Annotated in this window: 20 protein-coding genes and 2 pseudogenes; 19 read left to right on the top strand and 3 right to left on the bottom strand. The window is 35.9% G+C overall.

The window, feature by feature from the left end:
- Positions 1-43: 43 nt before the first annotated feature.
- A pseudogene (locus JCM17102_RS26205) lies at positions 44-4,494 on the bottom strand (translocation/assembly module TamB domain-containing protein).
- A 199-nt stretch (positions 4,495-4,693) separates the two neighbouring features.
- On the opposite strand from JCM17102_RS26205, the gene tsaD reads away from it, so the two are divergent.
- From tsaD to JCM17102_RS04550, 19 genes are all read left to right on the top strand, one after another.
- A complete protein-coding gene (gene tsaD, locus JCM17102_RS04640; protein ID WP_025074188.1) occupies positions 4,694-5,713 on the top strand; it encodes a tRNA (adenosine(37)-N6)-threonylcarbamoyltransferase complex transferase subunit TsaD in 1,020 nt (339 codons plus the stop codon).
- 393 nt (positions 5,714-6,106) lie between these two features.
- Positions 6,107-7,339 (top strand): competence/damage-inducible protein A, encoded by a 1,233-nt coding sequence (locus JCM17102_RS04635; RefSeq protein ID WP_025074187.1) that lies wholly within the window; start codon positions 6,107-6,109, stop codon positions 7,337-7,339.
- A 121-nt stretch (positions 7,340-7,460) separates the two neighbouring features.
- Positions 7,461-7,721: a 50S ribosomal protein L28 gene (gene rpmB / locus JCM17102_RS04630; RefSeq protein ID WP_025074186.1), complete on the top strand. Its 261-nt coding sequence runs from the start codon at positions 7,461-7,463 to the stop codon at positions 7,719-7,721.
- Positions 7,722-7,743: 22 nt separating this feature from the next.
- A complete protein-coding gene (gene rpmG, locus JCM17102_RS04625) occupies positions 7,744-7,932 on the top strand; it encodes a 50S ribosomal protein L33 (protein ID WP_025074185.1) in 189 nt (62 codons plus the stop codon).
- 17 nt (positions 7,933-7,949) lie between these two features.
- Positions 7,950-8,108, top strand: a complete 159-nt coding sequence (locus tag JCM17102_RS29490; protein ID WP_005777897.1) for a DUF4295 domain-containing protein — start codon at positions 7,950-7,952, stop codon at positions 8,106-8,108.
- Between the two features lie 138 nt (positions 8,109-8,246).
- Complete coding sequence (ftsY, locus tag JCM17102_RS04615) at positions 8,247-9,206, top strand: signal recognition particle-docking protein FtsY (protein WP_025074184.1); 960 nt, start codon at positions 8,247-8,249, stop codon at positions 9,204-9,206.
- Positions 9,203-10,513: a 30S ribosomal protein S12 methylthiotransferase RimO gene (gene rimO / locus JCM17102_RS04610; RefSeq protein WP_025074183.1), complete on the top strand. Its 1,311-nt coding sequence runs from the start codon at positions 9,203-9,205 to the stop codon at positions 10,511-10,513. The genes ftsY and rimO overlap by 4 nt, the downstream gene beginning before the upstream one ends.
- Positions 10,506-10,778: an HU family DNA-binding protein gene (locus JCM17102_RS04605; RefSeq protein WP_025074182.1), complete on the top strand. Its 273-nt coding sequence runs from the start codon at positions 10,506-10,508 to the stop codon at positions 10,776-10,778. The genes rimO and JCM17102_RS04605 overlap by 8 nt, the downstream gene beginning before the upstream one ends.
- Before the next feature lie 12 nt (positions 10,779-10,790).
- Positions 10,791-12,176: an HU family DNA-binding protein gene (locus tag JCM17102_RS04600; RefSeq protein WP_025074181.1), complete on the top strand. Its 1,386-nt coding sequence runs from the start codon at positions 10,791-10,793 to the stop codon at positions 12,174-12,176.
- 236 nt (positions 12,177-12,412) lie between these two features.
- The gene (locus tag JCM17102_RS04595) at positions 12,413-13,408 is read left to right on the top strand and encodes an AAA family ATPase (protein WP_025074180.1); all 996 of its coding nucleotides are present in this window, start codon (positions 12,413-12,415) and stop codon (positions 13,406-13,408) included.
- 80 nt (positions 13,409-13,488) lie between these two features.
- Positions 13,489-14,358, top strand: a complete 870-nt coding sequence (locus JCM17102_RS04590) for a DUF58 domain-containing protein (RefSeq protein WP_025074179.1) — start codon at positions 13,489-13,491, stop codon at positions 14,356-14,358.
- Positions 14,359-14,369: 11 nt separating this feature from the next.
- Positions 14,370-15,446: a BatD family protein gene (locus JCM17102_RS04585; RefSeq protein WP_025074178.1), complete on the top strand. Its 1,077-nt coding sequence runs from the start codon at positions 14,370-14,372 to the stop codon at positions 15,444-15,446.
- Between the two features lie 50 nt (positions 15,447-15,496).
- Complete coding sequence (locus tag JCM17102_RS04580; protein ID WP_025074177.1) at positions 15,497-16,480, top strand: vWA domain-containing protein; 984 nt, start codon at positions 15,497-15,499, stop codon at positions 16,478-16,480.
- A gap of 47 nt (positions 16,481-16,527) precedes the next feature.
- Entirely contained in the window at positions 16,528-17,559 is a 1,032-nt protein-coding gene (locus JCM17102_RS04575) for a VWA domain-containing protein (protein ID WP_025074176.1), read from the top strand.
- Positions 17,560-17,567: 8 nt separating this feature from the next.
- Positions 17,568-18,290: a tetratricopeptide repeat protein gene (locus JCM17102_RS04570; protein WP_025074175.1), complete on the top strand. Its 723-nt coding sequence runs from the start codon at positions 17,568-17,570 to the stop codon at positions 18,288-18,290.
- 32 nt (positions 18,291-18,322) lie between these two features.
- Positions 18,323-20,137, top strand: a complete 1,815-nt coding sequence (locus tag JCM17102_RS04565) for a BatD family protein (RefSeq protein ID WP_025074174.1) — start codon at positions 18,323-18,325, stop codon at positions 20,135-20,137.
- Between the two features lie 18 nt (positions 20,138-20,155).
- Positions 20,156-20,983 (top strand): tetratricopeptide repeat protein, encoded by an 828-nt coding sequence (locus JCM17102_RS04560; protein ID WP_025074173.1) that lies wholly within the window; start codon positions 20,156-20,158, stop codon positions 20,981-20,983.
- 125 nt (positions 20,984-21,108) lie between these two features.
- The gene (locus tag JCM17102_RS04555) at positions 21,109-21,399 is read left to right on the top strand and encodes a hypothetical protein (protein ID WP_025074172.1); all 291 of its coding nucleotides are present in this window, start codon (positions 21,109-21,111) and stop codon (positions 21,397-21,399) included.
- A 76-nt stretch (positions 21,400-21,475) separates the two neighbouring features.
- A complete protein-coding gene (locus JCM17102_RS04550) occupies positions 21,476-22,594 on the top strand; it encodes a universal stress protein (protein WP_025074171.1) in 1,119 nt (372 codons plus the stop codon).
- Positions 22,595-22,775: 181 nt separating this feature from the next.
- On the opposite strand, the gene JCM17102_RS04545 is transcribed toward JCM17102_RS04550, so the two are convergent.
- Together JCM17102_RS04545 and gyrA are read right to left on the bottom strand one after the other, a co-directional pair.
- On the bottom strand, positions 22,776-23,993 hold the full coding sequence (locus JCM17102_RS04545) for a tetratricopeptide repeat protein (RefSeq protein ID WP_025074170.1): 1,218 nt from the start codon (positions 23,991-23,993) through the stop codon (positions 22,776-22,778).
- Positions 23,994-24,025: 32 nt separating this feature from the next.
- Positions 24,026-26,595 (bottom strand): annotated as a pseudogene (gene gyrA, locus JCM17102_RS26200) (DNA gyrase subunit A).
- Between the last annotated feature and the right edge of the window lie 123 nt (positions 26,596-26,718).

Raw genomic sequence — 26,718 nt, 5'->3', positions numbered from 1 at the left:
GTGTTATTATATGGCTAAGATAGCGTTACCATTTTGAGTAATGCTATTTTTCACGTTTCCTTTTCATTTCCGATTTTGCTTGTTGCCCAATACTATCGGATTCCAGCTTTTCGATCTTTTCAACTTCCTTCTTTCTCAGATTACGTATTTTCCACTTATTCCAGAAGAAAAGTTCCTTCCACTTATCGAAATCTTTTTTGTACATGACACCTACACCTTGTGTTGTCAGATTTGTCTTTGTGTAATAACGATCATTTGTTTCATTATAAGCTTTTAACCGGATATCTCCCGAACGATTCAATAACCACTCAGCTTCGAAGTCACCTATGAAATTTGTATTTGCCATAGGATTGTCGCGATAACCAAAGTTACCATTAATCAAAAGGCGGTTATTTAGTAACTGCCCCGATAAAATACCTTCTATTTCCATATCTGTCCAGCCCTTATCACCAGTACTCAGGTTTGTTCCGATATTCCAATTGTTTGTTTCAAAAACCTGAGATAAAGCATTATTCAACTGTCCGGAAAGAGTAGAAGAGAGTACAGATGACATTACATTAGAATTTTGGTTATTACTTCGATTATTTTCAGTATAGAATTTACCGATTCCCAATAAATAAAGAATTTGCATATTCATCTGTTCTTCCGTACTAATATAATTTCTTACCAATGTTTGGATCTCATCTCTTTCATTTGGTAGTTCAATTCCTAATTTTATAGTAGGGTGAACTAACATACCACTCAAATACATAATACAATTAACACGAACATTGGGCTGTTGAATAACAGCTGCTGTAGCTTCATCTGGAATTAAATCATTCAAAGATGCAGAGTTGACCGTATAAGAAGCCTGAATATCCATATTAGCATCCAATGGAGTACCATTGAAGTTGATTGTACTACCATCTTTTATCACAAAGTCCTTACGAATTACTTCTTGTAAACTAAACTTATATACTCCTTGACTAATTCGGTAACTACCAAACATTTTCACATCTCCCTTATTATAAAATTCGGTTCGGAGATTTCCTGTTCCTTTGGCACTAATATAATCCCCTGCAACTGGATCCATGATAATCCGCATTGTAGCGTCTGGAGTTGCATCTACCAGAATATTTAATCGAATATCGGTCTTTCGTTCTTCTTCGACAGCTTGGAGCTTTTGTTGCATTTGTTCATAATACGACATTACCTGAACAGAATCCTGAATGGTACGATGAGGTGTTTTATCTACAAATTTGATAAACTGATTGCTCGTAGCTGATGCAACATTTCCATTGATATAAGTAAAGTTTGTATTTCGGTTAGTTGTCATTGCTACATTCGCATCAAGTCCTTGTATGGCATTTCCGGTAAGTACGGCATTTCCTGTTCCATATACTGTTCCATAAAAAGGAATATCTGTAGATTCCTTGGTATTCATCAGCAGCATATTATTAGCTTGTATCTCAAAGCGATAGTTAATGTTTTTGAAATGCTCAAAGTGTAAATATCCATTCATTGTTCCTGAATGTCCTTCCGCATCAGCAATATGAATCCGATCGAACGTCAGTCCTGTAGGAGCAAGTCGAATTGTATCTTTAACAGCAAACCGCGTATTTAAAATGTCGAATTTCATCGATGCGTCTGTCATGACTGCACCGTCCAAATTTAATCCTTTGAACTTACCATAGAAATGCACTTTACCTGTAGCTCGTCCTTTGATGTCATTTGCTATCGACTTCATATAAAATTCAAGAAACTTTAAATTCAGTTGATTAGCTTCGATGTTTAAGTCAAGACCACTTTCAGGTTTTAGAGGATATATAATTCCAGTAACTCGTGACGGAGAACGGGATATATCTTTGATAGATGCATCCAGAAGGATACCTCTATTTTCATTATCCCAGGCACCATATACATTTAAATCTCCCAAGCGCCCCTGATTCAACGAAAAGTTCTTTACGAACAAATGGGTATTCATCACCGGCTTTTTCAAGACTCCACTAGCATAAGCTGTTCCAGAAGCATCTCCTTCAAAATTGACATCGTCAGATATTCTGGCAATGTCAAAGACATAACCCATATTAATGTCCTTCAAATCAACTTTCACCGTATCTTCAGGATTCTCAGAGAGCTGTCCGTTGATACGTATATAACGGTCACGATGACTAAAATAGAAGTTCTTTACATCTATTTTACCCGAATCTACTACCACTTGTGAAGGGTGTATCTGCCATATTGTATCATTTAATATAACATCTGTTGGTTTTACATCAACTACTGTTTTTAATAAAGGCTTTTCACCCTCAGTACGTAAGAACTTAGCTACAGCTGATAACTGACCACTATATGTTGTTACCGCACTATTTCCCCAATTCAGAGTTGTACTGATGTTGTCATCTTTTGCTTGGGCATCCACTGATAAATTGACAGCTCCTTTTTTCTTCAGATTAGTCAGGCGAATTCTTGCACGAATAAAATCAGAAGAGTTCTCACATAATACCATTCCCGATTCTATGTAATTGTCTTTATATTGTAAACGAGGAAAATATCCTTCTATCCGTATACGCTGCAAAGTATCATTGACATATCCTTTCAAAGTAGAATGAGTATATACACTCAGTGGAATATTAAAGACAGTGGATAAAATGTCGGTATTATATATGCTTACGTCAAATTGAAAATTATTATGTGTGTCAATCGTTTTTTTAGAAGGCAATACCAAAGAAGGAATATATCGTCGTGTAATATTAAGAATACTGGCTGGCAATGTATGATACTGAAAATGTCCTTTTATACTTGCTGTCAGAAACTCAGATATTAGTTTAAGCTGATTTTCATCGTTTTCTCGGGTAGCACTAATATTCATGTTTTTCATGAAATAACTTTTATCCGGACCATTAACTTCCAAACTATCGATATTGATTTGCCCAATCATTTCATCCACAGAACCTCCCGAAAAATTAGCTTTTACTTTTAAAGAGAATTCTGTTTCAGCATATTGGGGTGTCAAATTCAAATCATTGGGACGAAGTCTGGTAATCACAGCCAAGAAATTGAACGTCGGAATCTTTGAAGTAACATTGACATCCCCATTTAGATAAATAGAACCGTTGGGGTCATCCAATGCTACTTTTCCATTGAATCCTCCTTGTTTATATTCACCGTCCAATGTAATATTCTCATATTTGTATCTACTATATTCTAATGAAGCTATCAATCCTTTCAGTTCAACTGTAGGCAGTTGTTTATCAATGTGCCGCCCACGAACATCTAGATTAAATGTAATTTCTCCCAATTTGTCATTGCCCAGCAGTGTTCCTAATTCAAAATCATTAGTCTTAACCGCTCCGGAATAAGCAAACAGTCCCTTTACTTTATCAGAACTTAGTTTCAAGTCCATATTTACGTTTCCGATACTAGTCGATAATTGACCATAGGTGACCAAGTCCGTAAAGTATCCGGAAACTTCTCCGCGGAAATTAATATTCCCTAAATGTTCTAAAACGGGAGGTACTCCATTATAATTAGAGCTTAAATTACGCACCAGAAAACCAACTCCACGAGTATTTGCGGCAAATTCTGAAAGTGTACCAAATACATATGCATCCTGTGGACGAGATAGATCTTGCAGTGATACGTCTCCTGAAAGCCGGAATTGTCGATTGTCAGCAGTGATCTCAAGATGAGAGCAGTTTAATTGATCAACTGTGCCATCAACTTCCATATCCAAAGTTATCGGTTCTTTGAAATGTGACAAGGCTGGTACGAATGGAGAAATGTCTTTCAGAGTAATTTGTGACGGTAATGTACGGAACGAAAAACGAACCTTTTCTGAAAAATGGTCGAAGGCTTTCAGACTATCGTACTCCATACGAATTGTATCCATTTTCAAAAAAGTTTCAGGCAACTCAACAGCAAAGTTATCAATGCTCATCCGTTCTTTGTTAGCCACAAGCTTCATGCTCAGTTTCTTCAAAGAAAAGCCGGATATCTTTTCATCCAACTTAACCGTTTAATACCTACGTTCAATGAATCCTTGTTCATTGCCTTTAAAGATATGTTCGCAATGATATTTTGAAGCTGAATATGTTTTGCATTGAACTTTTCGGGTGTATTTTCCTCTGATAAAATATGATAAGACAGTTTCCCTCGACGAATTAAAACTGAATTAATACGCAAATCCAAAGAATTGTCTTTCTTTACAGTATCTTTAGAAGCAAAAGCATCCAAAACAAACTTAAAGTTAGGAGGAGAGTCGGGGGTTTGTTTATTCAGATTAATGTTGAAACCAAACAATTGAACACTGCTGATAGATATTTTGCCTTTAAAGAAAGGAATAATATCGAATTTGGCAGACAAACGAGTGACTTTCAACATTTCCTTGTCACTCTGGTCGTTTAGCACCACGTCATCGATGATAATACGGTTTAATAATCCTATATTAATTCTGCCAATTGTCAGATGTGTTTTTAATACTTTAGATAATTCTTCAGCTATGAACGCACTCATAGCATGCTGAACATTTGGAATATTCAGCAATGTAATAGTCCCGATATATACTACAAGTACAATTCCGACTACCCAACGTACGGTCTTTTTCAGCGTTCTGATAAGCGATAATTTTATTTTGCGAACAAAAATATAAAATAGTTCGTTATGAATCGTAGTTTTATCATTACTTTTGCACCGTTTAATAGTTTAATAACTTATGAGTGCAATAATATTAGGAATTGAATCCTCCTGTGATGATACGTCGGCAGCCGTAATTAAGGATGGTTATCTGCTGTCAAATGTGGTATCAAGTCAAGCTGTACATGAAGCTTATGGCGGTGTCGTACCGGAACTAGCTTCTCGGGCACATCAACAAAATATTGTACCAGTAGTACACGAAGCACTAAAACGGGCAGGTGTTACTAAAGAAGAATTGAGTGCGGTGGCATTTACACGTGGACCGGGATTGATGGGTTCTTTATTAGTAGGAGTTTCTTTTGCAAAAGGATTTGCACGTTCACTCAATATTCCTTTGATTGATGTTAATCACTTGATAGGGCATGTCTTAGCTCATTTTATTAAAGTTGAAGGAGAAGAAAATAAACAGCCGGAATTTCCTTTTCTTTGCCTGTTGGTTTCCGGGGGAAATTCGCAAATTGTATTGGTAAAAGCTTATAATGATATGGAGATTCTCGGACAGACTATTGACGATGCTGCCGGAGAAGCTATTGATAAATGCTCTAAAGTAATGGGACTCGGTTATCCCGGTGGTCCTATTATAGATAAATTGGCACGTCAGGGAAACCCAAAAGCATTTACGTTCAGTAAACCTCATATTCCAGGGCTTAATTATAGTTTCAGCGGATTGAAAACCTCGTTTCTTTATTCACTTCGTGATTGGTTGAAGGAAGATCCTGACTTCATCGAACATCATAAAGTCGATTTAGCCGCATCGCTTGAAGCTACTGTTGTTGACATTCTTATGGATAAGTTGCGGAAAGCAGCCAAACAATATAATATAAAGGAAGTTGCTGTAGCTGGTGGAGTATCTGCAAATAACGGATTACGTAACTCTTTCCGCGAACATGCAGAGAAATATGGTTGGAATATCTTTATTCCTAAGTTTAGTTATACTACTGATAATGCTGCTATGATTGCTATTACAGGGTATTTCAAGTATCTGGATAAAGATTTTTGTTCTATTGAACTTCCTGCATATTCTCGCGTTACACTATAATTCGTTTTTTATTTTCACCTGTCATATCTAAGAATAATAATCTGTTTGATATTTATTTAAATGGTAATAATTAAAGTGACAGTAGATGGTAATAAAAGTAGGAAAAACGATAATAAAAGTCTATCAAAAGACTAATATTCTTCTATTATTAATAGATAAACCTGGGAGAATTAAGAGGAGATGAAGCCTTCATTAAGTAGTTTTCCATATGGGGTTTCTTCGTTTCATATACGAGATCTGATCGCTCCACGTACGTAGTCTGATGAAATCACGTACGTAAATCGAACGGATCATGTACGTGAAACGAGAGAATAGAATAATTTCAAAGGATTAGTGTAATATACATACCTATATAATATAAGGTATAAGTGCTATTAAAAGTATAAGGGAAATATGTTTGCTGAGATTATTACCATTGGTGATGAACTGCTGATAGGGCAGGTCATCGATACAAATTCCGCCTGGATGGGGCAGGAATTAAATAAAATAGGTATAGAAGTTCTTCGCATTGTCTCAATTCGCGATCGAAAGGAAGAGATTACAGAAGCGATTGACAGTGCGATGAAAAGGGCAAATATTGTCTTGGTAACCGGAGGGCTTGGTCCGACTAAAGACGATATCACTAAACAGACTCTTTGTGAGTATTTTCACACTGAATTAGTGTTCAATGAAGATGTATATGAGAATATCAAGCGTGTACTTGCCGGAAAAATACCGATGAATGCGTTGAATAAGAGTCAGGCGATGGTTCCCAAAGACTGTACGGTGATTAATAATCCTATAGGAAGCGCATCTGTTAGTTGGTTTGAAAGAGGAGATAAAGTACTTGTGTCAATGCCCGGTGTTCCTCAGGAGATGACCGCTGTGATGAAAGAGTCCGTTTTGTCTAAATTACAGGAAAGATTTCAAACGGATGTTATTATCCATCAGACTTTCCTTGTGCAACACTATCCCGAATCGGTACTGGCGGAAAAGCTAGAGCCATGGGAAACAGCTCTTCCGGAATGCATCAAATTAGCATATTTGCCAAAACCTGGGATTATTCGTCTTCGATTGACTGGAAGAGGAAATGATAAAGTGAAATTGGTTAATATTCTTAATCGTGAAAAAGTAAAGTTAGAAGAAATTCTAGGTGATGATATTTTTAGCGAAGAAGATACACCGCTAGAAATGATTGTGGGTGACCTTTTGAAAAAGAAGAAATTAACCGTTTCCACCGCAGAAAGTTGTACAGGAGGAAGTATTGCGGCACGCCTAACTTCTATTTCTGGAAGTTCTGAATATTTTAATGGGGGAATAGTGGCTTATTCTAACGACGTAAAGATGGGATTATTACATGTTTCGTCCGAAACATTAGCACAACACGGTGCGGTAAGTGAGGAAACTGTCATTGAGATGGTAAAAGGTGCGATGAAAGCGTTGAAAACTGATTGTGCAGTTGCAACTTCTGGAATAGCTGGCCCCAATGGGGGGACCCCAGAAAAGCCGGTTGGCACTGTTTGGATAGCCGCTGGTTATAAAAACGAAATCCGCACTTATAAACAGGAAACAAATCGGGGAAGAGCGATGAATATTGAAAGAGCGGGCAATAATGCATTGTTAATGCTTCGTGATCTTCTCAAATAAAGAAAAATTGGTGTTTATACGTGAATTATTTAATGAATTACTTGTTTTATACGGATAAAAGTGCTTACTTTGCGTCCTGTTTGAAATATGTTAGATATAAAACTATAAAAATAAGATAGAAATGTCGAAGATTTGTCAAATTACCGGAAAGAAAGCCATGATTGGCAACAATGTTTCACACTCAAAGAGAAGAACTAAAAGAACCTTTGATTTGAACTTGTTTAACAAGAAGTTCTATTATGTAGAACAGAATTGTTGGATCAGCCTTAGCCTTTGCGCTAATGGTCTGCGTATTATCAACAAAAAAGGCCTGGATGCTGCACTGACTGATGCAGTAGCTAAAGGTTATTGTGATTGGAAAAGCATTAAAGTAATCGGCTAAATAGTAGAGGAGAAAACTTACAATGGCAAAGAAAGCAAAAGGTAACAGAGTGCAAGTGATTCTGGAATGTACAGAACACAAAGACAGTGGAATGCCGGGAACATCTCGTTATATCACAACTAAGAACAGAAAAAATACTACAGAGAGACTTGAGTTGAAAAAATATAACCCAATCTTGAAGAAAGTAACAGTACACAAAGAAATTAAATAATAAAGATAGTATAACCCATGGCAAAGAAAACAGTAGCAAGTTTGCACGAAGGTAGCAAAGAAGGTCGTGCTTATACCAAGGTTATCAAAATGGTAAAATCTCCGAAGACTGGAGCTTACATTTTTGATGAACAAATGGTTCCAAACGAAAAAGTACAAGACTTTTTCAAAAAATAATCGAAATAGCATATACGCTATATATACAAAATCCTCTTATTGGTAAGCAATAAGGGGATTTTTTTTGCTTCTTTTTTTACTTTCTCAATCCTTTGTTATATCTTTGTAGCATAATGTATTATAGAAACAACCGGAAATATGGGATTTTTTAGTTTTTTTTCAAAAGAAAAGAAGGAAACTTTAGATAAAGGATTATCTAAAACCAAAGAGAGCGTTTTTAGTAAAATTGCTCGTGCTGTGGCTGGTAAGTCAAAGGTAGACGATGAAGTGTTGGATAATCTGGAGGAAGTATTGATTACTTCCGATGTAGGTGTAGAAACTACATTGAACATAATCAAAAGGATTGAAAAACGTGCAGCTGCTGATAAATATGTAAATACTCAGGAGTTGAATCATATATTGCGTGATGAAATTGCTGCACTTTTAACCGAAAATAATTCGGATGATGTGGCAGATTTTGATTTGCCAATTGAAAAGAAACCGTATGTTATTATGGTAGTCGGAGTTAATGGGGTGGGTAAAACTACAACAATTGGTAAACTGGCTTATCAATTTAAAAAAGCGGGAAAATCTGTTTATTTGGGTGCTGCCGATACTTTCCGTGCTGCCGCTGTGGAACAATTGATGATCTGGGGAGAACGGGTCGGAGTTCCTGTAGTTAAACAGAAAATGGGCGCGGATCCTGCTTCTGTAGCTTTTGATACACTCAGTTCTGCTGTATCTAATAATGCGGATGTAGTGATCATTGATACTGCCGGACGTTTGCATAATAAAGTGGGATTGATGAATGAGCTGACTAAAATCAAAAATGTAATGAAGAAGGTTGTACCTACTGCTCCTGACGAAGTGTTGCTGGTATTGGACGGTTCTACTGGACAGAATGCTTTTGAACAAGCTAAACAGTTCACTTTGGCAACTGAAGTAACTGCCATGGCAATAACCAAACTGGATGGAACAGCCAAAGGAGGAGTTGTTATCGGTATTTCCGATCAATTCAAAATTCCTGTAAAATACATCGGACTGGGTGAAGGTATGGAGGACTTGCAAGTTTTCCGCAAGAATGAATTTGTTGATTCCCTGTTTGGAGAGAACGCATGAGAAGAAGAAAAATAGACATTATAACTTTAGGGTGCTCTAAAAATTTAGTTGATTCAGAACAATTGATGCGTCAATTGGAGGAGGTAGGATATACTGTAACTCATGATACTGAAAATCCTGACGGAGAAATTGCGGTAATTAATACATGTGGCTTTATTGGTGATGCAAAAGAGGAATCTATCAATATGATTCTTGAGTTTGCACAAAGGAAAGAGGAGGGCGACTTAAAGCAATTATTTGTGATGGGGTGCCTTTCCGAACGTTATTTGAACGAATTAGCTATTGAAATACCGCAAGTAGACAAATTCTATGGTAAATTTAACTGGAAGGAGCTTTTGCAAGACTTAGGAAAGACATATCATGAAGATTTGTATATTGAACGCACTTTGACGACTCCAAAACATTACGCTTATCTAAAAATATCAGAAGGATGCGACCGTAAATGTTCTTATTGTGCTATTCCTATTATTACGGGAAGCCATGTTTCTAAACCAATGGAAGAAATTTTGGACGAAGTAAGATATCTGGTATCTCAAGGGGTGAAAGAGTTTCAGGTAATAGCACAGGAACTGACTTATTATGGTGTAGACTTGTACAAAAAGCAAATGCTGCCTGAACTCATTGAGCGTATTTCCGAAATACCGGGTGTGGAATGGATTCGTCTACATTATGCTTATCCGGCACATTTCCCTACAGACTTGTTCCGTGTAATGCGGGAACGGGATAATGTATGTAAATACATGGATATCGCTTTGCAACATATCAGTGACAATATGCTGAAGATGATGCGTCGGCAGGTAACTAAAGAGGATACTTATAAACTGATAGAGCAATTCCGCAAAGAAGTTCCAGGTATACATCTACGTACAACTTTAATGGTAGGACATCCCGGAGAGACAGAAGAGGACTTTAAAGAATTGAAAGAATTTGTACGCAACGTGCGCTTTGACAGAATGGGAGCTTTTGCATATTCGGAAGAAGAAGGTACTTATGCTGCACAACAATATGAAGATTCTATTCCTCAAGAGCTCAAACAAGACCGATTGGATGAATTAATGGATATCCAACAAAATATTTCTGCAGAATTGAGTGCAGAAAAGATTGGCAAACAAATGAAAGTCATTATCGATCGGATAGAAGGTGATTATTATATTGGACGAACCGAATTTGATTCACCGGAAGTCGATCCGGAAGTTTTAATTAGTTCTACTGAACAGGAGTTAAAGATCGGACGTTTTTATCAGGTAGAAGTGATGGATGCAGATGATTTTGATTTATATGCAAAGATTATAAATAGCTATGAATAATAAGGAGTTTACATCAGAGCTGGCAGATAGACTGGGATATACTATTAAAGATACTTCCGAATTGATAAGTTCTTTATTGTCTGAGATGATACAAGGATTGGAGGAAGGAAATGGTATTACGATACAGGGATTCGGCACTTTTGAGGTAAGAAAGAAAGCAGAACGAATATCAATTAATCCTGCTACCAAACAGCGTATGCTGATTCCTCCCAAATTGGTTTTATCTTATAAGCCTAGTAATAACCTGAAAGATAAGTTTAAATAAATATTTCCCATTATGAATGAAAGACTAACAATTCAAGACCTTACCGACTTATTGGCTGCAAAACATAGCATGACCAAAAAAGACGCCGAGGCGTTTGTCAAAGAGTTTTTTCTTTTGATAGAACAAGCCTTGGAGATTGAGAAGTATGTGAAAATCAAAGGATTGGGTACTTTCAAACTTATTGATGTAGATAGTCGGGAAAGTGTTAATGTGAATACAGGTGAAAGGTTTCAGATAAAGGGACATACAAAGGTGTCATTTACTCCGGATCCTAACTTGAGAGAAACGATCAATAAGCCTTTCTCGCATTTTGAAACTGTTGTACTGAATGAAAATACAGTGCTGGAAGATACTGCTGAAGAAGAAACAGAAGAAGATGAAAATGGAGAGGGAACGGCAATACAAGGGAGCGATAATAATAAGAATGGGATTGATCAAGCTAAAGATAAGATTACAGAAATACAAGAAACTTCTGAAATCCATGAACAACCTGTACTAACTCAAGAAGTGCAGGTTACCAAAGAAATTATTATTGAGAACAATGTAGGTAATGATTCTGAAGCAGAAGAAACTGTCATTAAAGATAAAGTGGTACGAGAGGAAATTGTAGAAGAATCGCGAGAGGAGAGTCTAGCTCCTGAAACTGCCGAAGTAGAAAGGACAACTATACAGCCGGAAGAGAAAGAAGAGACTATATTTAAACAGCAGTCTGAATCTAAGTATATAAAGCAAGAAGTTCTTTCAGCTGAAACAATCATAGCTCAGGAACTTGAGAAAGCAAATTTGGAACCGGTAATTTCTAAGGTACAACCGGAAACTGTTCGGCAGGAAGCTGTTACAAAAGTGGTAGTTCAAAAGGAGAAATCTCCTGTCCCATATTTAATAGCTATAATTATTATTGTTTTATTATTATGTGGAGGTGCTGTTTTATACATTTATTATCCGGATATTTTCACTTCTTCCCCTAATAAGGAAGCTATTGATATGCCTGTGACTACTCAACCCGTACAGCCTGAATCACAGTTACTTGATAGTATTGGAAAGAAAGATACAATTATTGTAGTTACTCCAAATGTAACAACAGAGGCGGAGGAAGTGACGGTATCACAACCTGTCGTGAAGAAAGAACCGGAAACTTCTGTAAAAACAGAAAGTAAAGCAACTCAGAAACAGGCTTCAGCTCCTGTATATTCGGACTCTGTATCCTATACAATTACCGGAACAAAAACTACCCATACAATTAAAGAAGGGGAAACTTTGACTAAAGTTTCATTACGGTATTATGGAACAAAAGGAATGTGGCCTTATATTGTAAAACACAATCCGAACGTTATAAAGAATCCGAATACGGTTCCATATGGTACAAAAATCAAGATACCGGAGCTAACAAAAAAATAAAAAGATAATTACTTTCACCCGATCTATATGAATAGTATATGATCGGGTGAAATGTTATGGATATACAAAACCGTATGAAAGTACCTTAATCTAAAGATTTCGCATTGTTTTTTAATAAAAATTAGTTGCAATCGTTAATTATATGGCGTACTTTTGGAAGCAAAATAAAAAACTAATTAAGTATTGCAAGGTACATATTAATTATTGGAATTTAAATAATAAAATATTAAGTATTTATGGCTGAATCAATTGATATCCGCGAGTTGAATGAGCGGATTGAAAGACAAAGTGCTTTCGTTACCAATCTTACGACAGGTATGGACCAAATTATTGTTGGTCAGAAACATTTGGTTGAATCATTGCTTATCGGATTATTGTCCGACGGACACGTTCTCCTCGAAGGTGTACCTGGTTTGGCAAAAACTTTGGCTATCAAAACACTCGCTTCTTTAATAGATGCGAAATATAGCCGTATTCAGTTTACGCCCGATTTATTACCTGCCGACGTTATCGGTACTATGGTTTACAGTCAGAAAGACGAATCTTTTAAAGTTCAAAGAGGTCCCATCTTTGCTAATTTTGTTTTAGCGGATGAAATCAATCGTGCTCCGGCCAAAGTGCAGAGTGCTTTGCTGGAAGCCATGCAGGAGCGTCAAGTAACTATCGGTAAAGAAACTTTCTTATTGCCAGAACCATTCTTGGTACTTGCAACTCAGAATCCGATTGAACAAGAAGGTACTTATCCGCTTCCTGAAGCACAAGTAGACCGTTTCATGCTGAAAGTAGTGATCGATTATCCAAAATTGGAAGAAGAAAAACTGATTATCCGCCAGAATATTAATGGAGATAAAATCAATGTAAGACCAATCTTGAAAGCAGATGAAATCATTGAAGCACGTAAGGTCGTTCGTCAGGTTTATCTGGATGAAAAGATTGAGCGCTATATTGTAGATATTGTATTTGCAACTCGTTTCCCAGAGAAATACGATCTAAAGGAACTAAAAGATATGATCGGATTCGGTGGATCACCTCGTGCTTCTATTAATCTGGCATTGGCTGCACGTACATACGCTTTCATCAAGCGTCGTGGTTATGTAATTCCAGAAGATGTTCGCGCTGTTGCCCATGATGTTCTTCGTCATCGTATTGGATTGACATATGAAGCAGAAGCTAATAACATGACTTCAGACGAAATTATCAGTAAAATTCTGAATAAGGTTGAAGTGCCTTAATTTTCGATTATAATACAGTCAATTAGTAGTCATTAAAATTTGTTTGGCTACTTACTATTAACTACTGTATAATTATTAGAATGGAAACAAGTGAAATATTAAAGAAGGTTCGTCAGATTGAGATCAAGACACGTGGATTGTCTAACAATATCTTTGCAGGCCAATATCATTCGGCTTTCAAAGGTAGAGGTATGTCTTTCTCGGAAGTTCGTGAGTATCAATTTGGTGATGATATACGTGACATTGACTGGAATGTGACAGCGCGCTTCAACAAACCTTATGTGAAAGTGTTTGAAGAAGAACGCGAACTGACAGTTATGTTAATGGTTGATGTTTCCGGAAGTTTGGAATTTGGTACTGTCAAACAGTTGAAAAAGGATATGGTAACGGAAATTGCTGCTACTCTTGCTTTTTCAGCCATCCAGAATAATGATAAAATTGGTGTAATTTTCTTTTCAGACAGAATCGAAAAGTTTATTCCTCCTAAAAAAGGACGTAAGCATATTTTGTATATTATTCGTGAACTACTTGATTTTCATCCGGAAAGTCGACGTACGAATATTCGTCTTGCATTGGAATATTTGACTAATGTAATGAAAAGACGTTGCACTGCATTTATATTATCGGACTTTATCGATCAGGAAAGCTTTAAAAATGCAATGACCATTGCTAACCGGAAACATGATGTTGTGGCATTACAAGTTTATGATAGAAGAGTCAGTGATTTACCTCCTGTAGGGTTAATGCGGATCAAAGATGCAGAAACAGGACATGAGCAATGGATTGATACTTCTTCTAAGGCAGTACGCCGTGCACATCGTGACTGGTGGATCCAGAAACAAGCTGAATTGAATGACACATTTACCAAAAGTAATGTGGATGCTGTGTCTGTGAGAACTGATGAGGATTACGTAAAGGCATTGTTGAATTTATTTGCCAAACGAAATTAACGGAACTAAAGATGAATAGAAATTATATTCTGATAGCATTATTATGTCTACTGTGTATAAGTAGAGTAGCTGCACAATCTGTTACGGTGGAAGCAAAAATCGATTCGTTGCAGATATGGATTGGTGAACAGGCGAAGTTGCAATTGCAAGTAGCTATGGACGCTAAGCAACGTGCAATCTTTCCGGCTTATACAGATACGATAGTACCAGGGATTGAAATTGTGGAAACAGCCAAACCGGATACACAATTTCTGAATGATCGCCAACGTATGCTGATCACTCAGGAATACACTATCACATCTTTTGATTCGGCTTTGTATTATATACCACCGATACCTGTCACTGTAGATGGGAAAGTTTATAAATCGAAAGCTTTAGCATTGAAAGTTTATTCAATGCCAGTAGATACTCTTCATCCAGATCAATTTTTCGGTCAGAAAACTGTGATGAAAGCACCTTTTGCATGGGAAGATTGGTATGGCTTGCTTGCTTGCTCATTTATAGCATTTCCTCTTCTTGGTCTATTAATTTATTTTATTATCCGTATTCGTGATAATAAGCCTATCATTCGAAAGATCAAGGTTGAACCTAAGTTGCCACCACATCAGGCTGCTTTACAGGAAATAGAGCGTATCAAGAACGAGAAAGTTTGGCAAAAAGGACAACCGAAGGAGTATTATACAGAACTAACAGATGCAATTCGTACATATATTAGAGACCGTTTTGGATTCAATGCTCTTGAAATGACATCATCTGAGATTATAGATAAATTACTGGAAATCAAAGATAAGGATGCGATATCAGATTTGAGATTTCTTTTCCAGACTGCCGATTTGGTGAAATTTGCTAAACATGATCCGTTAATGAACGAAAATGACATGAATTTGGTTAATGCCATTGACTTCATTAATGAGACTAAGCAACCGGAAGAAGAGAATCAGAAGCCACAGCCTACGGAAATCACTATCATTGAGAAACGTTCTTTGCATGCGAAAGTATTCCTTATTTGTGGAATTGTATTATTGTCAGCTGCATTGGTTGGTACCTTTATATATATAGGTTTACAGCTATATGAGCTTTTTGCATAAAAGATACCTTGCTTGAATACTAAATAGTAAACTGTTAAAATATAAATAAAATGGTTTTTGCCAATATTGAATATTTGTTTCTGCTATTATTGCTTATACCTTATATAGTATGGTATATTCTGAAGCGAAAGAAAAGTGAAGCAGCTCTTCAGATTTCGGATGCAAGAGTATATGCTCATACTTCTAAAAGTTATAAGAATTATTTGCTGCATGCTCCATTTCTGCTGCACATCATTGCTTTGGTGCTGGTTATTTTGGTACTTGCACGTCCGCAAACTACTAATAAATGGCAAAATAGTGAGATAGAAGGAATTGATATCATGTTAGCTATTGACGTATCTACCAGTATGTTGGCTGAAGATTTAAAGCCTAATAGATTGGAGGCGGCAAAAGATGTAGCTGCGGAATTTATTAATGGTCGTCCAAATGATAATGTTGGTATAACTTTGTTTGCCGGCGAGACTTTTACTCAGTGTCCGCTAACTGTAGACCATGCTGTGTTACTTGATATGATCCATAATATAAAATGCGGTCTTATCGAAGATGGAACAGCGGTTGGTATGGGAATTGCAAATGCTGTCACTCGTTTGAAGGATAGCAAAGCTAAATCGAAAGTAATCATTCTATTGACGGACGGTACTAATAATAAAGGTGATATTTCTCCTTTAACAGCAGCCGAAATAGCTAAAAGTTTTGGTATTCGTGTCTATACCATTGGTGTTGGAACAAATGGTTTGGCTCCTTATCCATATCCTGTCGGAAATACAATACAATATATTAATATGCCGGTAGAAATTGATGAGAAGACATTGACACAGATTGCTGGAACTACGGATGGTAATTATTTCCGTGCTACGAGCAACTCAAAACTGCAAGAGGTATATGAAGAAATTGATAAGTTGGAGAAAACAAAATTGAATGTAAAAGAATATAGCAAGCGGGACGAAGAATATCAATGGTTCGCACTAGCTGCTTTCCTTTGTGTGTTGTTGGAAGTTTTATTGCGTAACTCAATACTTAAGAGAATTCCATAAACTAAGTTTTACCAATTGTAATCTGTAAATCGTTAAATAAAAAGAAGATGTTTCGATTTGAAGAACCTGCATATTTATATTTATTGCTGTTATTACCCTTTTTAGCAGCTTTCTATTTGTATTCTAATTACAGGAGACGGAGAAATATCCGTCGATTCGGAGATCCAATGTTGCTGGCTCAGCTAATGCCTGATGTATCTAAATATCGTCCAGATATAAAATTCTGGATTTTATTTGCAGTTATTGGTTTATTCTCTGTATTATTGGCTCGTCCTCAATTTGGCTCAAAATTGGAGACTGTGAAACGGAAAGGAGTAGAGGTTATCATTGCATTAGATATTTCTAATTCAATGTTGGCGGAAGATGTACAACCAAGTCGTTTGGAAAAAGCAAAGCGATTAATCTCCAGGCTTGTAGATGAACTGGATAATGATAAAGTCGGTATGATTGTATTTGCGGGAGATGCTTTTACCCAATTACCAATTACTAGTGATTATATTTCTGCGAAAATGTTTTTGGAATCTATTAATCCATCATTGATTTCTAAGCAGGGTACAGCAATTGGTGAAGCTATCAACTTAGCCGCACGTAGTTTTACTCCTCAGGAAGGGGTAGGACGTGCCATTATCGTTATTACAGATGGTGAGAATCATGAGGGGGGAGCTGTAGAAGCAGCTAAAGCTGCTGCTGAGAAAGGTATTCAAGTAAATGTTTTGGGAGTCGGTATGCCTGAAGGTGCACCAATTCCAGAAGTTGGGACCAATGATTATCGTCGTGACCGGGAAGGTAATGTAATTGTTACGCGCTTGAATGAAGCAATGTGTCAGGAAATAGCAAAAGATGGAAAAGGAATTTATGTACGTGTCGATAATACTAATTCAGCTCAGAAAGCTATTAACCAAGAAATAAATAAAATGGCTAAATCTGACGTAGAATCAAAGGTATATACAGAATATAATGAGCAGTTCCAAGCAATAGCGTGGATTATATTACTATTGTTATTGGCTGAAATATTAATTTTAGATCGTAAAAACCCGTTGTTTAAGAACGTTCATCTATTCTCTAATAATAAGAAGTAGTTATGCGTATGTCAAAAAGTAAATATATTCTATTAGCTGTCTTTCTGTCGTTAGCTGTTGGGGCTTCGGCTCAAAAGGCAGAACGTGACTATATCCGTAAGGGAAATCGTTTGTTTAATGATAGTGTATTTGTAGATGCGGAGGTGAATTACCGAAAGGCTCTGGAGGCAAATCCTAAATCTACAGTGTCTATGTATAACTTAGGTAATACGCTTTCACAGCAGCAAAAGTTTAAAGATGCGATGGAGCAATATGCTGCTGCTAGTAACATTGAAAAGGATAAAACTAAGTTAGCTCAGATTTATCATAATATGGGTGTACTCCTTCAATCTGGTAAGGATTATGCTAAAGCTGTAGAGGCATATAAAATGTCTTTACGTAATAATCCTACGGATAATGAAACACGATATAATTTGGCACTTGCACAAAAAATGCTGAAAGATCAACAACAAAATCAAGATCAAAACCAGAATCAAGATAAGGATAAGGATCAACAGCAGAAACAAGACCAAAAGCAGGATCAGAATAAAGATAAACAAAATGACCAAAAGCAAGATAATAAAAAAGATCAGCAACAACCGCCAAAGTCTGATAAGAAAGATAATCAGATGTCAAAGGAAAATGCAGAACAATTGCTGAATTCAGTAATGCAGGATGAAAAAGATGTACAGGACAAAGTAAAGAAACAGCAGAAAGTTCTTCAGGGAGGTCGCTTGGAGAAAGATTGGTAATAATAAAGTTGATGATATAAATTTCATAAGCAATGAGAAAACTGATTGTTATATTGATAGCATTGATGGCATATGGCTCTCAGGCATTAGCAGATAAAGTGACGTTTACTGCTTCTGCTCCTGATGTTGTGGTAGTTGGTGAGCAATTCAAACTATCTTTTACTGTAACTACACAAAATGTAAAGGAGTTCCAGATACCGGCCATTAAGGAGGGGTTTGATGTCTTGATGGGACCAAGCAGTTCAAAACAGAGTAGTACACAAATCATCAATGGTAATGTAACTTCCTCAAGTATTGTTGTGTTTACATATATTTTGATGGCAACAAATGTTGGTGAATATACAATTCCGGGAGCTTCAATTGTCGCTGAGGGTAATCAGATGGTATCAAACTCTGTAAAAATAAAGGTTTTACCTCAAGATCAAGCTGGTAGTAGTAGTCAAAATGGTGGAGGATCTTCCAGCACAAGCGTATCTAATCAAGATTTGTTTATTAAAGCTACTATTAGCAAAACAACAGTGTTTGAGCAGGAAGCATTTGTCCTGGCATATAAAATATATACTAGGGAGACTAATCTACGTTTAGAGAATGCCAAACTTCCTGATTTTAAGGGTTTCCATTCTCAAGAGATTGAAATGACAGGAGACTCGAGATGGACTCAAGAACATGAAAATGGTCGTAATTATTTTACCACAGTCTATCGTCAATTTGTACTTTTTCCTCAACAGTCTGGCAAGCTTTTTATAGATCCTGCTCAGTTCCAAATGATAATTAGGAAGCCTGTACAATCTGATGATCCATTTGACGCCTTTTTTAATGGTGGAAGTAATGTTGTAGATATAAGAAAAACGATTGCTACTCCTAAGATTGCAGTAAATGTGAGCCCTCTTCCAGAAGGTAAACCTGCAGGTTTTTCAGGTGGAGTAGGAGAATTTACTATTTCTTCTTCGATTAATAGTAAGGAGGTAAAAACCAATGATGCAGTCACTGTCAAATTAGTGATTTCTGGTACTGGAAATCTTAAACTGATATCAGAACCAAAAATCAAATTCCCGGATGATTTTGAAGTATATGATCCTAAAGTTGATAATCAAGTCAGATTAACTCGTGAAGGACTTACGGGAAGTAAAATCATAGAATATCTAGCAATTCCAAGACATGCTGGGAGCTATAAAATACCAGGTGTGACCTTTAGCTATTTTGATATTCGTTCTAAGTCGTATAAGACTTTGAAAACAGAAGAGTATGTAGTAAATGTAGAGAAAGGTGCGGGTAATGCAGACCAAGTAATCGCTAACTTTACTAATAAAGAAGATCTGAAGGTACTAGGAGAAGATATACGTTATATAAAGCAAAATGAAGTAACTTTCCATCCGAAAGGAAGTTTCATTTATGGTTCTATGACATATTGGTTATTCTATATCATTCCTGCTTTTGCTTTTATTATTTTCATTATTGTTTATCGTAAACAAGCTAGTGAAAATGCAAATGTTGCAAAGATGCGTACGAAGAAGGCAAATAAGGTAGCAACTAAACGTATGAAGTTGGCCGGTAAATTATTATCAGAAAATAAGAAGGATGCTTTCTACGATGAAGTTTTGAAAACATTGTGGGGTTATATTAGCGACAAACTAAATATTCCAGTTTCTCGTTTATCAAAAGATAATATTGAAGAAAAACTGAGAAATCATGGAGTAAATGAAGAACTAATTAAGGAATTCCTAAATGCCTTGAATGAGTGTGAATTTGCTCGCTTTGCTCCGGGAGATGAGAATCAGGCGATGGATAAAGTATATTTATCTTCTGTGGAAGTAATAAGCAAAATGGAAAATTCAATAAAACATTAATCCAGAAGAATTTGTATCATGAAAAAAATATTATTTTTCGTACTATTGTCAATATCGATAGTTTGCTTTGGGCAAGACTCATTATCTACTGATACTCTGCAGGTAGTTGGAGTTGATTCTATTCATTCTACTACGTTTTCAAATACACAAATAGAGAATGCTACCAAAGCAGAGGGAGATTCCGCATACATTAAGAATGACTTTGCGTTGGCTATACAGATATATGAGGACTTATTGAAAAATGGAGAATCAGCTGAAGTTTATTATAATTTAGGAAACAGTTATTATAAAATTGATGAGATAGCTAAAGCTATATTAAATTACGAACGTGCTTTACTTTTACAGCCAGGAAATAGTGATATTCGTGCTAATTTGGAAATTGCGCGTGCGAAAACCGTAGATAAAGTTGAAGCTGTTCCAGAAATATTCTTTGTTTCATGGACTAAGACACTTATCAATAGTATGAGTGTTGATGCGTGGGCTACTTGGGGGATTGTTTCTTTTATTCTCTTAATTGTTGCTCTCTACTTTTTTATCTTTTCCAAACAGATTTTATGGAAAAAGCTTGGCTTTATTTTCGGGATATTTTTTTTAATTATTACTGTATGTTCAAATCTCTTTGCTTCAGAACAAAAAGAACGTTTAGTAAATAGAGATGATGCAATTGTCGTGAATCCTAGTGTCACTGTTCGTAGTACACCAAGCGAAAGTGGCACTAGTCTTTTTATTCTTCATGAAGGACGAAAAGTTAATATCAAAGATAATTCTATGAAAGAATGGAAAGAAATACGATTAGAAGATGGTAAAGTAGGCTGGGTACCGGCTAACACTATTGAAGTAATCTAAAACGTTAAGAGAATTTATCAATTCTAGAAAAAAAGATAAGCAAATAATTTGTTTTATCTTTTTTTTGCTTATGTTTATAGCGTGATAAATGAGTCACATAATATTAACCATTAAATTTACGAGACATGAGAACAATAACATTTAATGAACTTCGTAAGATTAAAGATTCATTGCCTAGCGGTAGCATGCATAGAATAGCAGATGAACTAGGTTTGCATGTAGATACAGTGCGTAACTTTTTCGGAGGCCATAATTTCAAGGAAGGAAAAAGTGTCGGAATACATCTTGAGCCTGGTCCGGATGGTGGGCTTGTAATGTTAGATGATACGACCGTTCTCGATCGGGCCTTAAAAATTCTAGATGAATTGAATTTGAGAATGCAAAAAGAGCAAGCTACCGAACCTGTGCAAGTTTAAAATATATCAGTATGGATCCCAATTGCGTCGAAACAATTGGGATTTCTTTTTTGTTTACCTTAAAAATGTATTATTTATGGAAGATAAATTAGTAACTCTAGCCATTCTGACATATACGAAAGCTCAGATATTGAAGAATGTCCTTGAAAATGAAGGTATAGAAACGTACATTCACAATGTGAACCAAATTCAGCCAGTTGTATCTTCAGGTGTGCGTTTAAGAATTAAAGAGAGTGATTTACCACGTGTGTTAAAAATAACAGAAAGTTCTACATGGTTAGCTGAAAGTATAGTGGGAGAGAAGGACCCTAAAATTGAAAAGCAATCAAATAAAATATTGATTCCTGTCGATTTTTCAGATTATTCGATAAAAGCATGTGAATTTGGATTTAAATTAGCAAATGTAGAGGATTCTGAAGTAATTCTTTTGCATGTTTATTTCACTCCAATATATGCATCTTCATTACCATATGGTGATGTTTTCAATTATCAGATTGGAGATGAAGAATCTGTAAAAATAATCATCCAAAAGGTACATTCAGATCTTGAAATACTATCAGATAAGATAAAGAAAAAAATTGCATCTGGAGAATTTCCTAATATTAAATATACTTGTATATTGCGTGAGGGCATTCCAGAAGAAGAAATTTTAAGATATGTAAAAGAACAACATCCCAAAGTTATCATAATGGGCACAAGGGGTAAAAACCAGAAAGATATTGATCTTATTGGTAGTGTTACCGCTGAAGTTATTGAACGAAGTCGTACAGCAGTATTGGCAATTCCTGAAAATACTCCATTTAAACAATTCAATGATGCCAAACGAATAGCATTCCTAACCAATTTTGATCAGAGAGATTTGATTGCTTTTGAGACATTCTTTAATGCTTGGAAAGCATTTCATTTTTCTGTGTCGTTTATACATTTAGCTGAATCAAAAGATACTTGGAATGAAATAAAGCTTGCTGGTATAAAGGAATATTTTCATAAACAATATCCTGGACTTGAGATACACTATGATGTTGTTATGAATGATAATCTTTTAAAAGGACTTGATCAATACATCAAAGATCATCAGATAGATATAATAACAATGACATCTTATAAAAGAAATATATTTGCCCGATTATTTAATCCTGGTATTGCACGAAAAATGCTTTTCCATTCTGATACTCCGCTGCTTGTGATCAGATGATTATACAAGATGGAAAACGGGACTTATTTTCAAGGAATAATCACTATTATGTTTAATACAATATAGAAAAGAATAAATATAACTTCATCCCTTCTACTCATAATTCTTAATTCACATAAAAATAAAGCCTCCCAAAATAAAATTTCTTTGGGAGGCTTTATAATTCTGAATAAGATATTATTTATTTATTCATTAACTTATCGATTTCCTCAAACTCAGGTCCCATATTCAAGTTGTAGTAAACACGATAAAGACCTTGCAACCACAAATCTTTTTGATCAGGTTTTAAAGCTCTAGCTTTTTCATAGAAGGGTTTAGCTTCTTCATAGAATTTCTTTAAGGTAGCTTGATTTTCAGCATATTTAGGATCATTGATATCAGTCGTTGCTTTTTCAATAAATTCTTGAGCTTTCATCAAGTATGCTAGCCCTATATTAGAATATGCTTCTACATAATTAGGATCAACAGCAATAGCTTTCTTAAAGTATTCAATAGCGTTATCATAATCTTTCATGTTATGATAAAGATATGCTTTTACATACAAATACATTTTATTATTTGCATCTGTAGATAACATTTTATCAGCAAATTCCATTGCTTTTGAAAGTTGGTTAGCATTGCTATAATAATCAATCAGATTAGCAAAGAAATAATCATTTCCTGGAAATTTCGTAATACCTTGTTCTAATGATTTAACCCATGCAGCTGTATCTCCTTTTGCTTTGTAAGCATCTGAAAGTAATTGCATTGCAAATTTACCATTATCTACGTCATCTATAGCAATAGGCGCATATTTAATAATCGCGTCCTTATCGCCTATTCTATCAGCAGCTAACGTTGCATAATATGCGATCAGTGACAAAGAAGAATCTTTTTTTGCGATTTCTTGATCTGCTAACATAGGGTAAGAAGCTGATTCTACGTATGTTGCAAAGAACTTTAAAGCTTCTTTATTTTGATCCTTATTAAAAACAAATACACCTCCATTGATCAAATTAGAACGTTCATTTATCAAACTAGCAGCATTCGCCTTTCTATATTTATTCTTAATTTTACCCTTTTCATCAGGTATTTGTGCTAACTCATCACATTTTGCAAAATATTCAAACATTTTAAGAATGCTATTATATGCTCTTAAAGTATCAAGCTTTTTTGTTACAAAAGCATTCTTAGTCTCCTCAGCATTAATACGTTTTTGAATATCTCCAGCAATGTCCCATGTCTCAGCAAGATCCTTAGTTTCAGGATTTTTGATTGCTTCACTGATCAACTGTTCTGCTTTTCTTAAATCAGGGTTTACATCAGTAGCTGCTCTTTTTGCTTCTTTTACGATCTTCATCTGAGCAAATGAGAAGCTGACAGTCATTAATAAAACCATTGAAAATAATACTCTTTTCATAATTGTTGTTTGATTAATTATTAATATTATGTCTATTCCTCTATTTCGTTTATATTCTCGTTACCATTGATGTCTGTATCTTCATCAGAAGAATCTATATTCGAATTATTGATAATAGTTCCTTCAGTTTCTTCTACAGGCACTTCGTCCTCAAGACTTTCTGTCATAACCTTACATACTGAGCCTATTTGATCATTACGTTTTTCAAGATTAATCAAGCGAACACCTTGAGTAGCACGTCCCATAATACGGAAATCTGCTACTTTCAAACGAATAGTGATACCAGATTTATTAATAATCATCAAGTCGTTCTCATCTGTTACAGACTTAATAGTTACTAATTTACCTGTTTTTTCGGTAATATTCATGGTTTTGACACCTTTGCCACCGCGATTAGTCTTACGATAATCTTCGATTTCAGAACGTTTACCATACCCTTGTTCAGAAACAACCATTACTGTTTCTGTTTCCAAATCCTTAATACAGATCATTCCGACTACTTCATCTTGGTTGTCATTATCTAATGTAATACCACGTACACCTGTTGCTGTACGCCCCATTACACGAACTGCAGCCTCATGGAAACGAATAGCGCGTCCATTACGATTAGCTATGATAATTTCATTATTACCATTCGTCATACGAACTTCAATAACACTATCATCTTCACGTATTGTGATGGCATTAACGCCATTCTGACGAGGACGAGAATATTGCTCAAGCAATGTTTTCTTGATGACACCTTTCTTTGTACAGAACAATACATAATGACTATTGATAAATTCCGGATCTTCCAAATTCTTCACACGTAAATATGCTGTTACATTATCGTCAGAATCAATATTTAATAGATTTTGGATAGCACGTCCTTTGGAGTTCTTCGTACCTTCAGGAATTTCATAAACTTTCAACCAATAGCATTTACCTTTCTGAGTAAAGAACATCATCGTATTGTGCATGGTAGCTGGATAGATATGTTCTACAAAGTCTTCATCACGGGTTTCGGTTCCCTTAGAGCCTACTCCACCACGATTTTGCGTACGGAATTCTGTTAATGGTGTACGTTTTATATATCCCATATGAGATATTGTGATAATCATTTGATCATCAGCATAGAAATCCTCCGGATTGAACTCTTCTGAAGAATAAACGATTTCAGAACGGCGTTCATCACCATATTTTGCTCTAACTTCCAGCAATTCATCTTTCATCACTTTACGACACACTTCGTCATCAGCTAAAATGCTTTCCAAGTATGCAATTTGCTTCATTACTTCTTCATATTCTGCATGAAGCTGATCTTGCAACAAACCTGTCAGCTGACGTAAACGCATTTCTACAATTGCACGTGATTGTATTTCTGTCAAATTGAATCTCTCAATCAGTCCTGTAATTGCATCATTAGGAGTTTTTGCAGCACGGATTATACGGATTACCTCGTCGATATTGTCAGAAGCAATAATTAAACCTTCAAGGATATGAGCACGTTCTTTTGCCTTACGCAGATCAAATTGCGTGCGACGAATAACGACCTCATGTCTATGTTCTACAAAGTATTTAATCAAATCTCTGAGATTTAAGATCTTAGGACGTCCATTAACTAAAGCTACGTTATTAACACCAAAAGAAGTCTGCAAAGCTGTCATTTTATACAACTTGTTCAGCACAACACTTGCATTAGCGTCACGTTTTACATCAATCACAATACGCATACCTTCACGATCGGATTCATCGTTGGCATTTGAGATACCTTCGATTCTCTTATCATTTACAAGATCAGCGATATATTTGATCAGTTCTGCCTTATTGACATTATAAGGAATTTCTGTTACTACAATCTTATCATGTGTTTGTCCAGATTCAATTTCTGCCTTTGCACGCATAACTACACGTCCACGACCTGTCAGGTATGCTTCACGCACTCCACTTACACCATATATATATCCCCCTGTTGGGAAATCCGGAGCTTTGACATAGTTCATCAATTCTTCAACTGCGATTTCCGGATTATCAATATATGCATCGCATGCATCAATAACTTCTGAAAGATTATGAGGAGCATATTAGTAGCCATACCTACAGCAATGCCAGATGCACCATTTACCAAAAGATTAGGAATACGTGTTGGCATAACTTTAGGTTCAACCAACGTATTATCAAAGTTAGGTTCGAAATCGACGGTTTCCTTATACAAGTCGTCCATCATAGCTTCACCCAACTTATTGAGACGGGCCTCTGTATAACGCATAGCTGCAGGGCTATCACCATCTACAGAGCCAAAATTTCCTTGTCCATCTACCAAAGGATAACGCATAGCCCATTCCTGTGCCATACGTACCATCGCAAAATAAACGGAAGAGTCTCCATGTGGGTGGTATTTACCTAATACTTCACCCACAATTCTGGCTGATTTTTTATAAGGTTTGTCTGAAGTATTACCCAGTTCCATCATTCCGTATAAAATTCTACGGTGGACTGGTTTAAATCCATCTCTAACATCAGGAAGGGCACGTGAAACAATGACCGACATGGAGTAGTCAATGTATGATGACTTCATTTCCTCCTCGATGTTAATCTTTATAATTCTGTCTTGTTCAAGCATTTAAAATGATTATTAATTATACATTCTTTGGTCCATGAAAAACCACGCTAAAGTACTACTTTTCCTTGATATACAAAAACTTTTATGTTACTTTTATTTGTTTCCAACTGACATCTTTAAATT

This window comes from Bacteroides faecichinchillae JCM 17102, assembly GCF_000614145.1.
Classification (GTDB): domain Bacteria; phylum Bacteroidota; class Bacteroidia; order Bacteroidales; family Bacteroidaceae; genus Bacteroides; species Bacteroides faecichinchillae.
Note: the sequence above shows the minus strand (reverse complement) of the source record. Positions and strands in the feature narration are given on the sequence as shown.

Excerpts from the sequence above, each read along its gene's own strand:
- JCM17102_RS04570 (WP_025074175.1), top strand. The coding sequence starts at position 17,568 with ATGTCAAAAAGTAAATATATTCTATTAGCTGTCTTTCTGTCGTTAGCT.
- JCM17102_RS29490 (WP_005777897.1), top strand. The coding sequence starts at position 7,950 with ATGGCAAAGAAAACAGTAGCAAGTTTGCACGAAGGTAGCAAAGAAGGT.
- ftsY (WP_025074184.1), top strand. The coding sequence starts at position 8,247 with ATGGGATTTTTTAGTTTTTTTTCAAAAGAAAAGAAGGAAACTTTAGAT.
- JCM17102_RS04565 (WP_025074174.1), top strand. The coding sequence starts at position 18,323 with ATGAGAAAACTGATTGTTATATTGATAGCATTGATGGCATATGGCTCT.
- JCM17102_RS04590 (WP_025074179.1), top strand. The coding sequence starts at position 13,489 with ATGGAAACAAGTGAAATATTAAAGAAGGTTCGTCAGATTGAGATCAAG.
- JCM17102_RS04545 (WP_025074170.1), bottom strand. The coding sequence starts at position 23,993 with ATGAAAAGAGTATTATTTTCAATGGTTTTATTAATGACTGTCAGCTTC.
- JCM17102_RS04585 (WP_025074178.1), top strand. The coding sequence starts at position 14,370 with ATGAATAGAAATTATATTCTGATAGCATTATTATGTCTACTGTGTATA.
- JCM17102_RS04635 (WP_025074187.1), top strand. The coding sequence starts at position 6,107 with ATGTTTGCTGAGATTATTACCATTGGTGATGAACTGCTGATAGGGCAG.
- JCM17102_RS04595 (WP_025074180.1), top strand. The coding sequence starts at position 12,413 with ATGGCTGAATCAATTGATATCCGCGAGTTGAATGAGCGGATTGAAAGA.
- rpmB (WP_025074186.1), top strand. The coding sequence starts at position 7,461 with ATGTCGAAGATTTGTCAAATTACCGGAAAGAAAGCCATGATTGGCAAC.
- rimO (WP_025074183.1), top strand. The coding sequence starts at position 9,203 with ATGAGAAGAAGAAAAATAGACATTATAACTTTAGGGTGCTCTAAAAAT.
- JCM17102_RS04555 (WP_025074172.1), top strand. The coding sequence starts at position 21,109 with ATGAGAACAATAACATTTAATGAACTTCGTAAGATTAAAGATTCATTG.
- rpmG (WP_025074185.1), top strand. The coding sequence starts at position 7,744 with ATGGCAAAGAAAGCAAAAGGTAACAGAGTGCAAGTGATTCTGGAATGT.
- tsaD (WP_025074188.1), top strand. The coding sequence starts at position 4,694 with ATGAGTGCAATAATATTAGGAATTGAATCCTCCTGTGATGATACGTCG.
- JCM17102_RS04575 (WP_025074176.1), top strand. The coding sequence starts at position 16,528 with ATGTTTCGATTTGAAGAACCTGCATATTTATATTTATTGCTGTTATTA.
- JCM17102_RS04600 (WP_025074181.1), top strand. The coding sequence starts at position 10,791 with ATGAATGAAAGACTAACAATTCAAGACCTTACCGACTTATTGGCTGCA.
- JCM17102_RS04550 (WP_025074171.1), top strand. The coding sequence starts at position 21,476 with ATGGAAGATAAATTAGTAACTCTAGCCATTCTGACATATACGAAAGCT.
- JCM17102_RS04605 (WP_025074182.1), top strand. The coding sequence starts at position 10,506 with ATGAATAATAAGGAGTTTACATCAGAGCTGGCAGATAGACTGGGATAT.
- JCM17102_RS04560 (WP_025074173.1), top strand. The coding sequence starts at position 20,156 with ATGAAAAAAATATTATTTTTCGTACTATTGTCAATATCGATAGTTTGC.
- JCM17102_RS04580 (WP_025074177.1), top strand. The coding sequence starts at position 15,497 with ATGGTTTTTGCCAATATTGAATATTTGTTTCTGCTATTATTGCTTATA.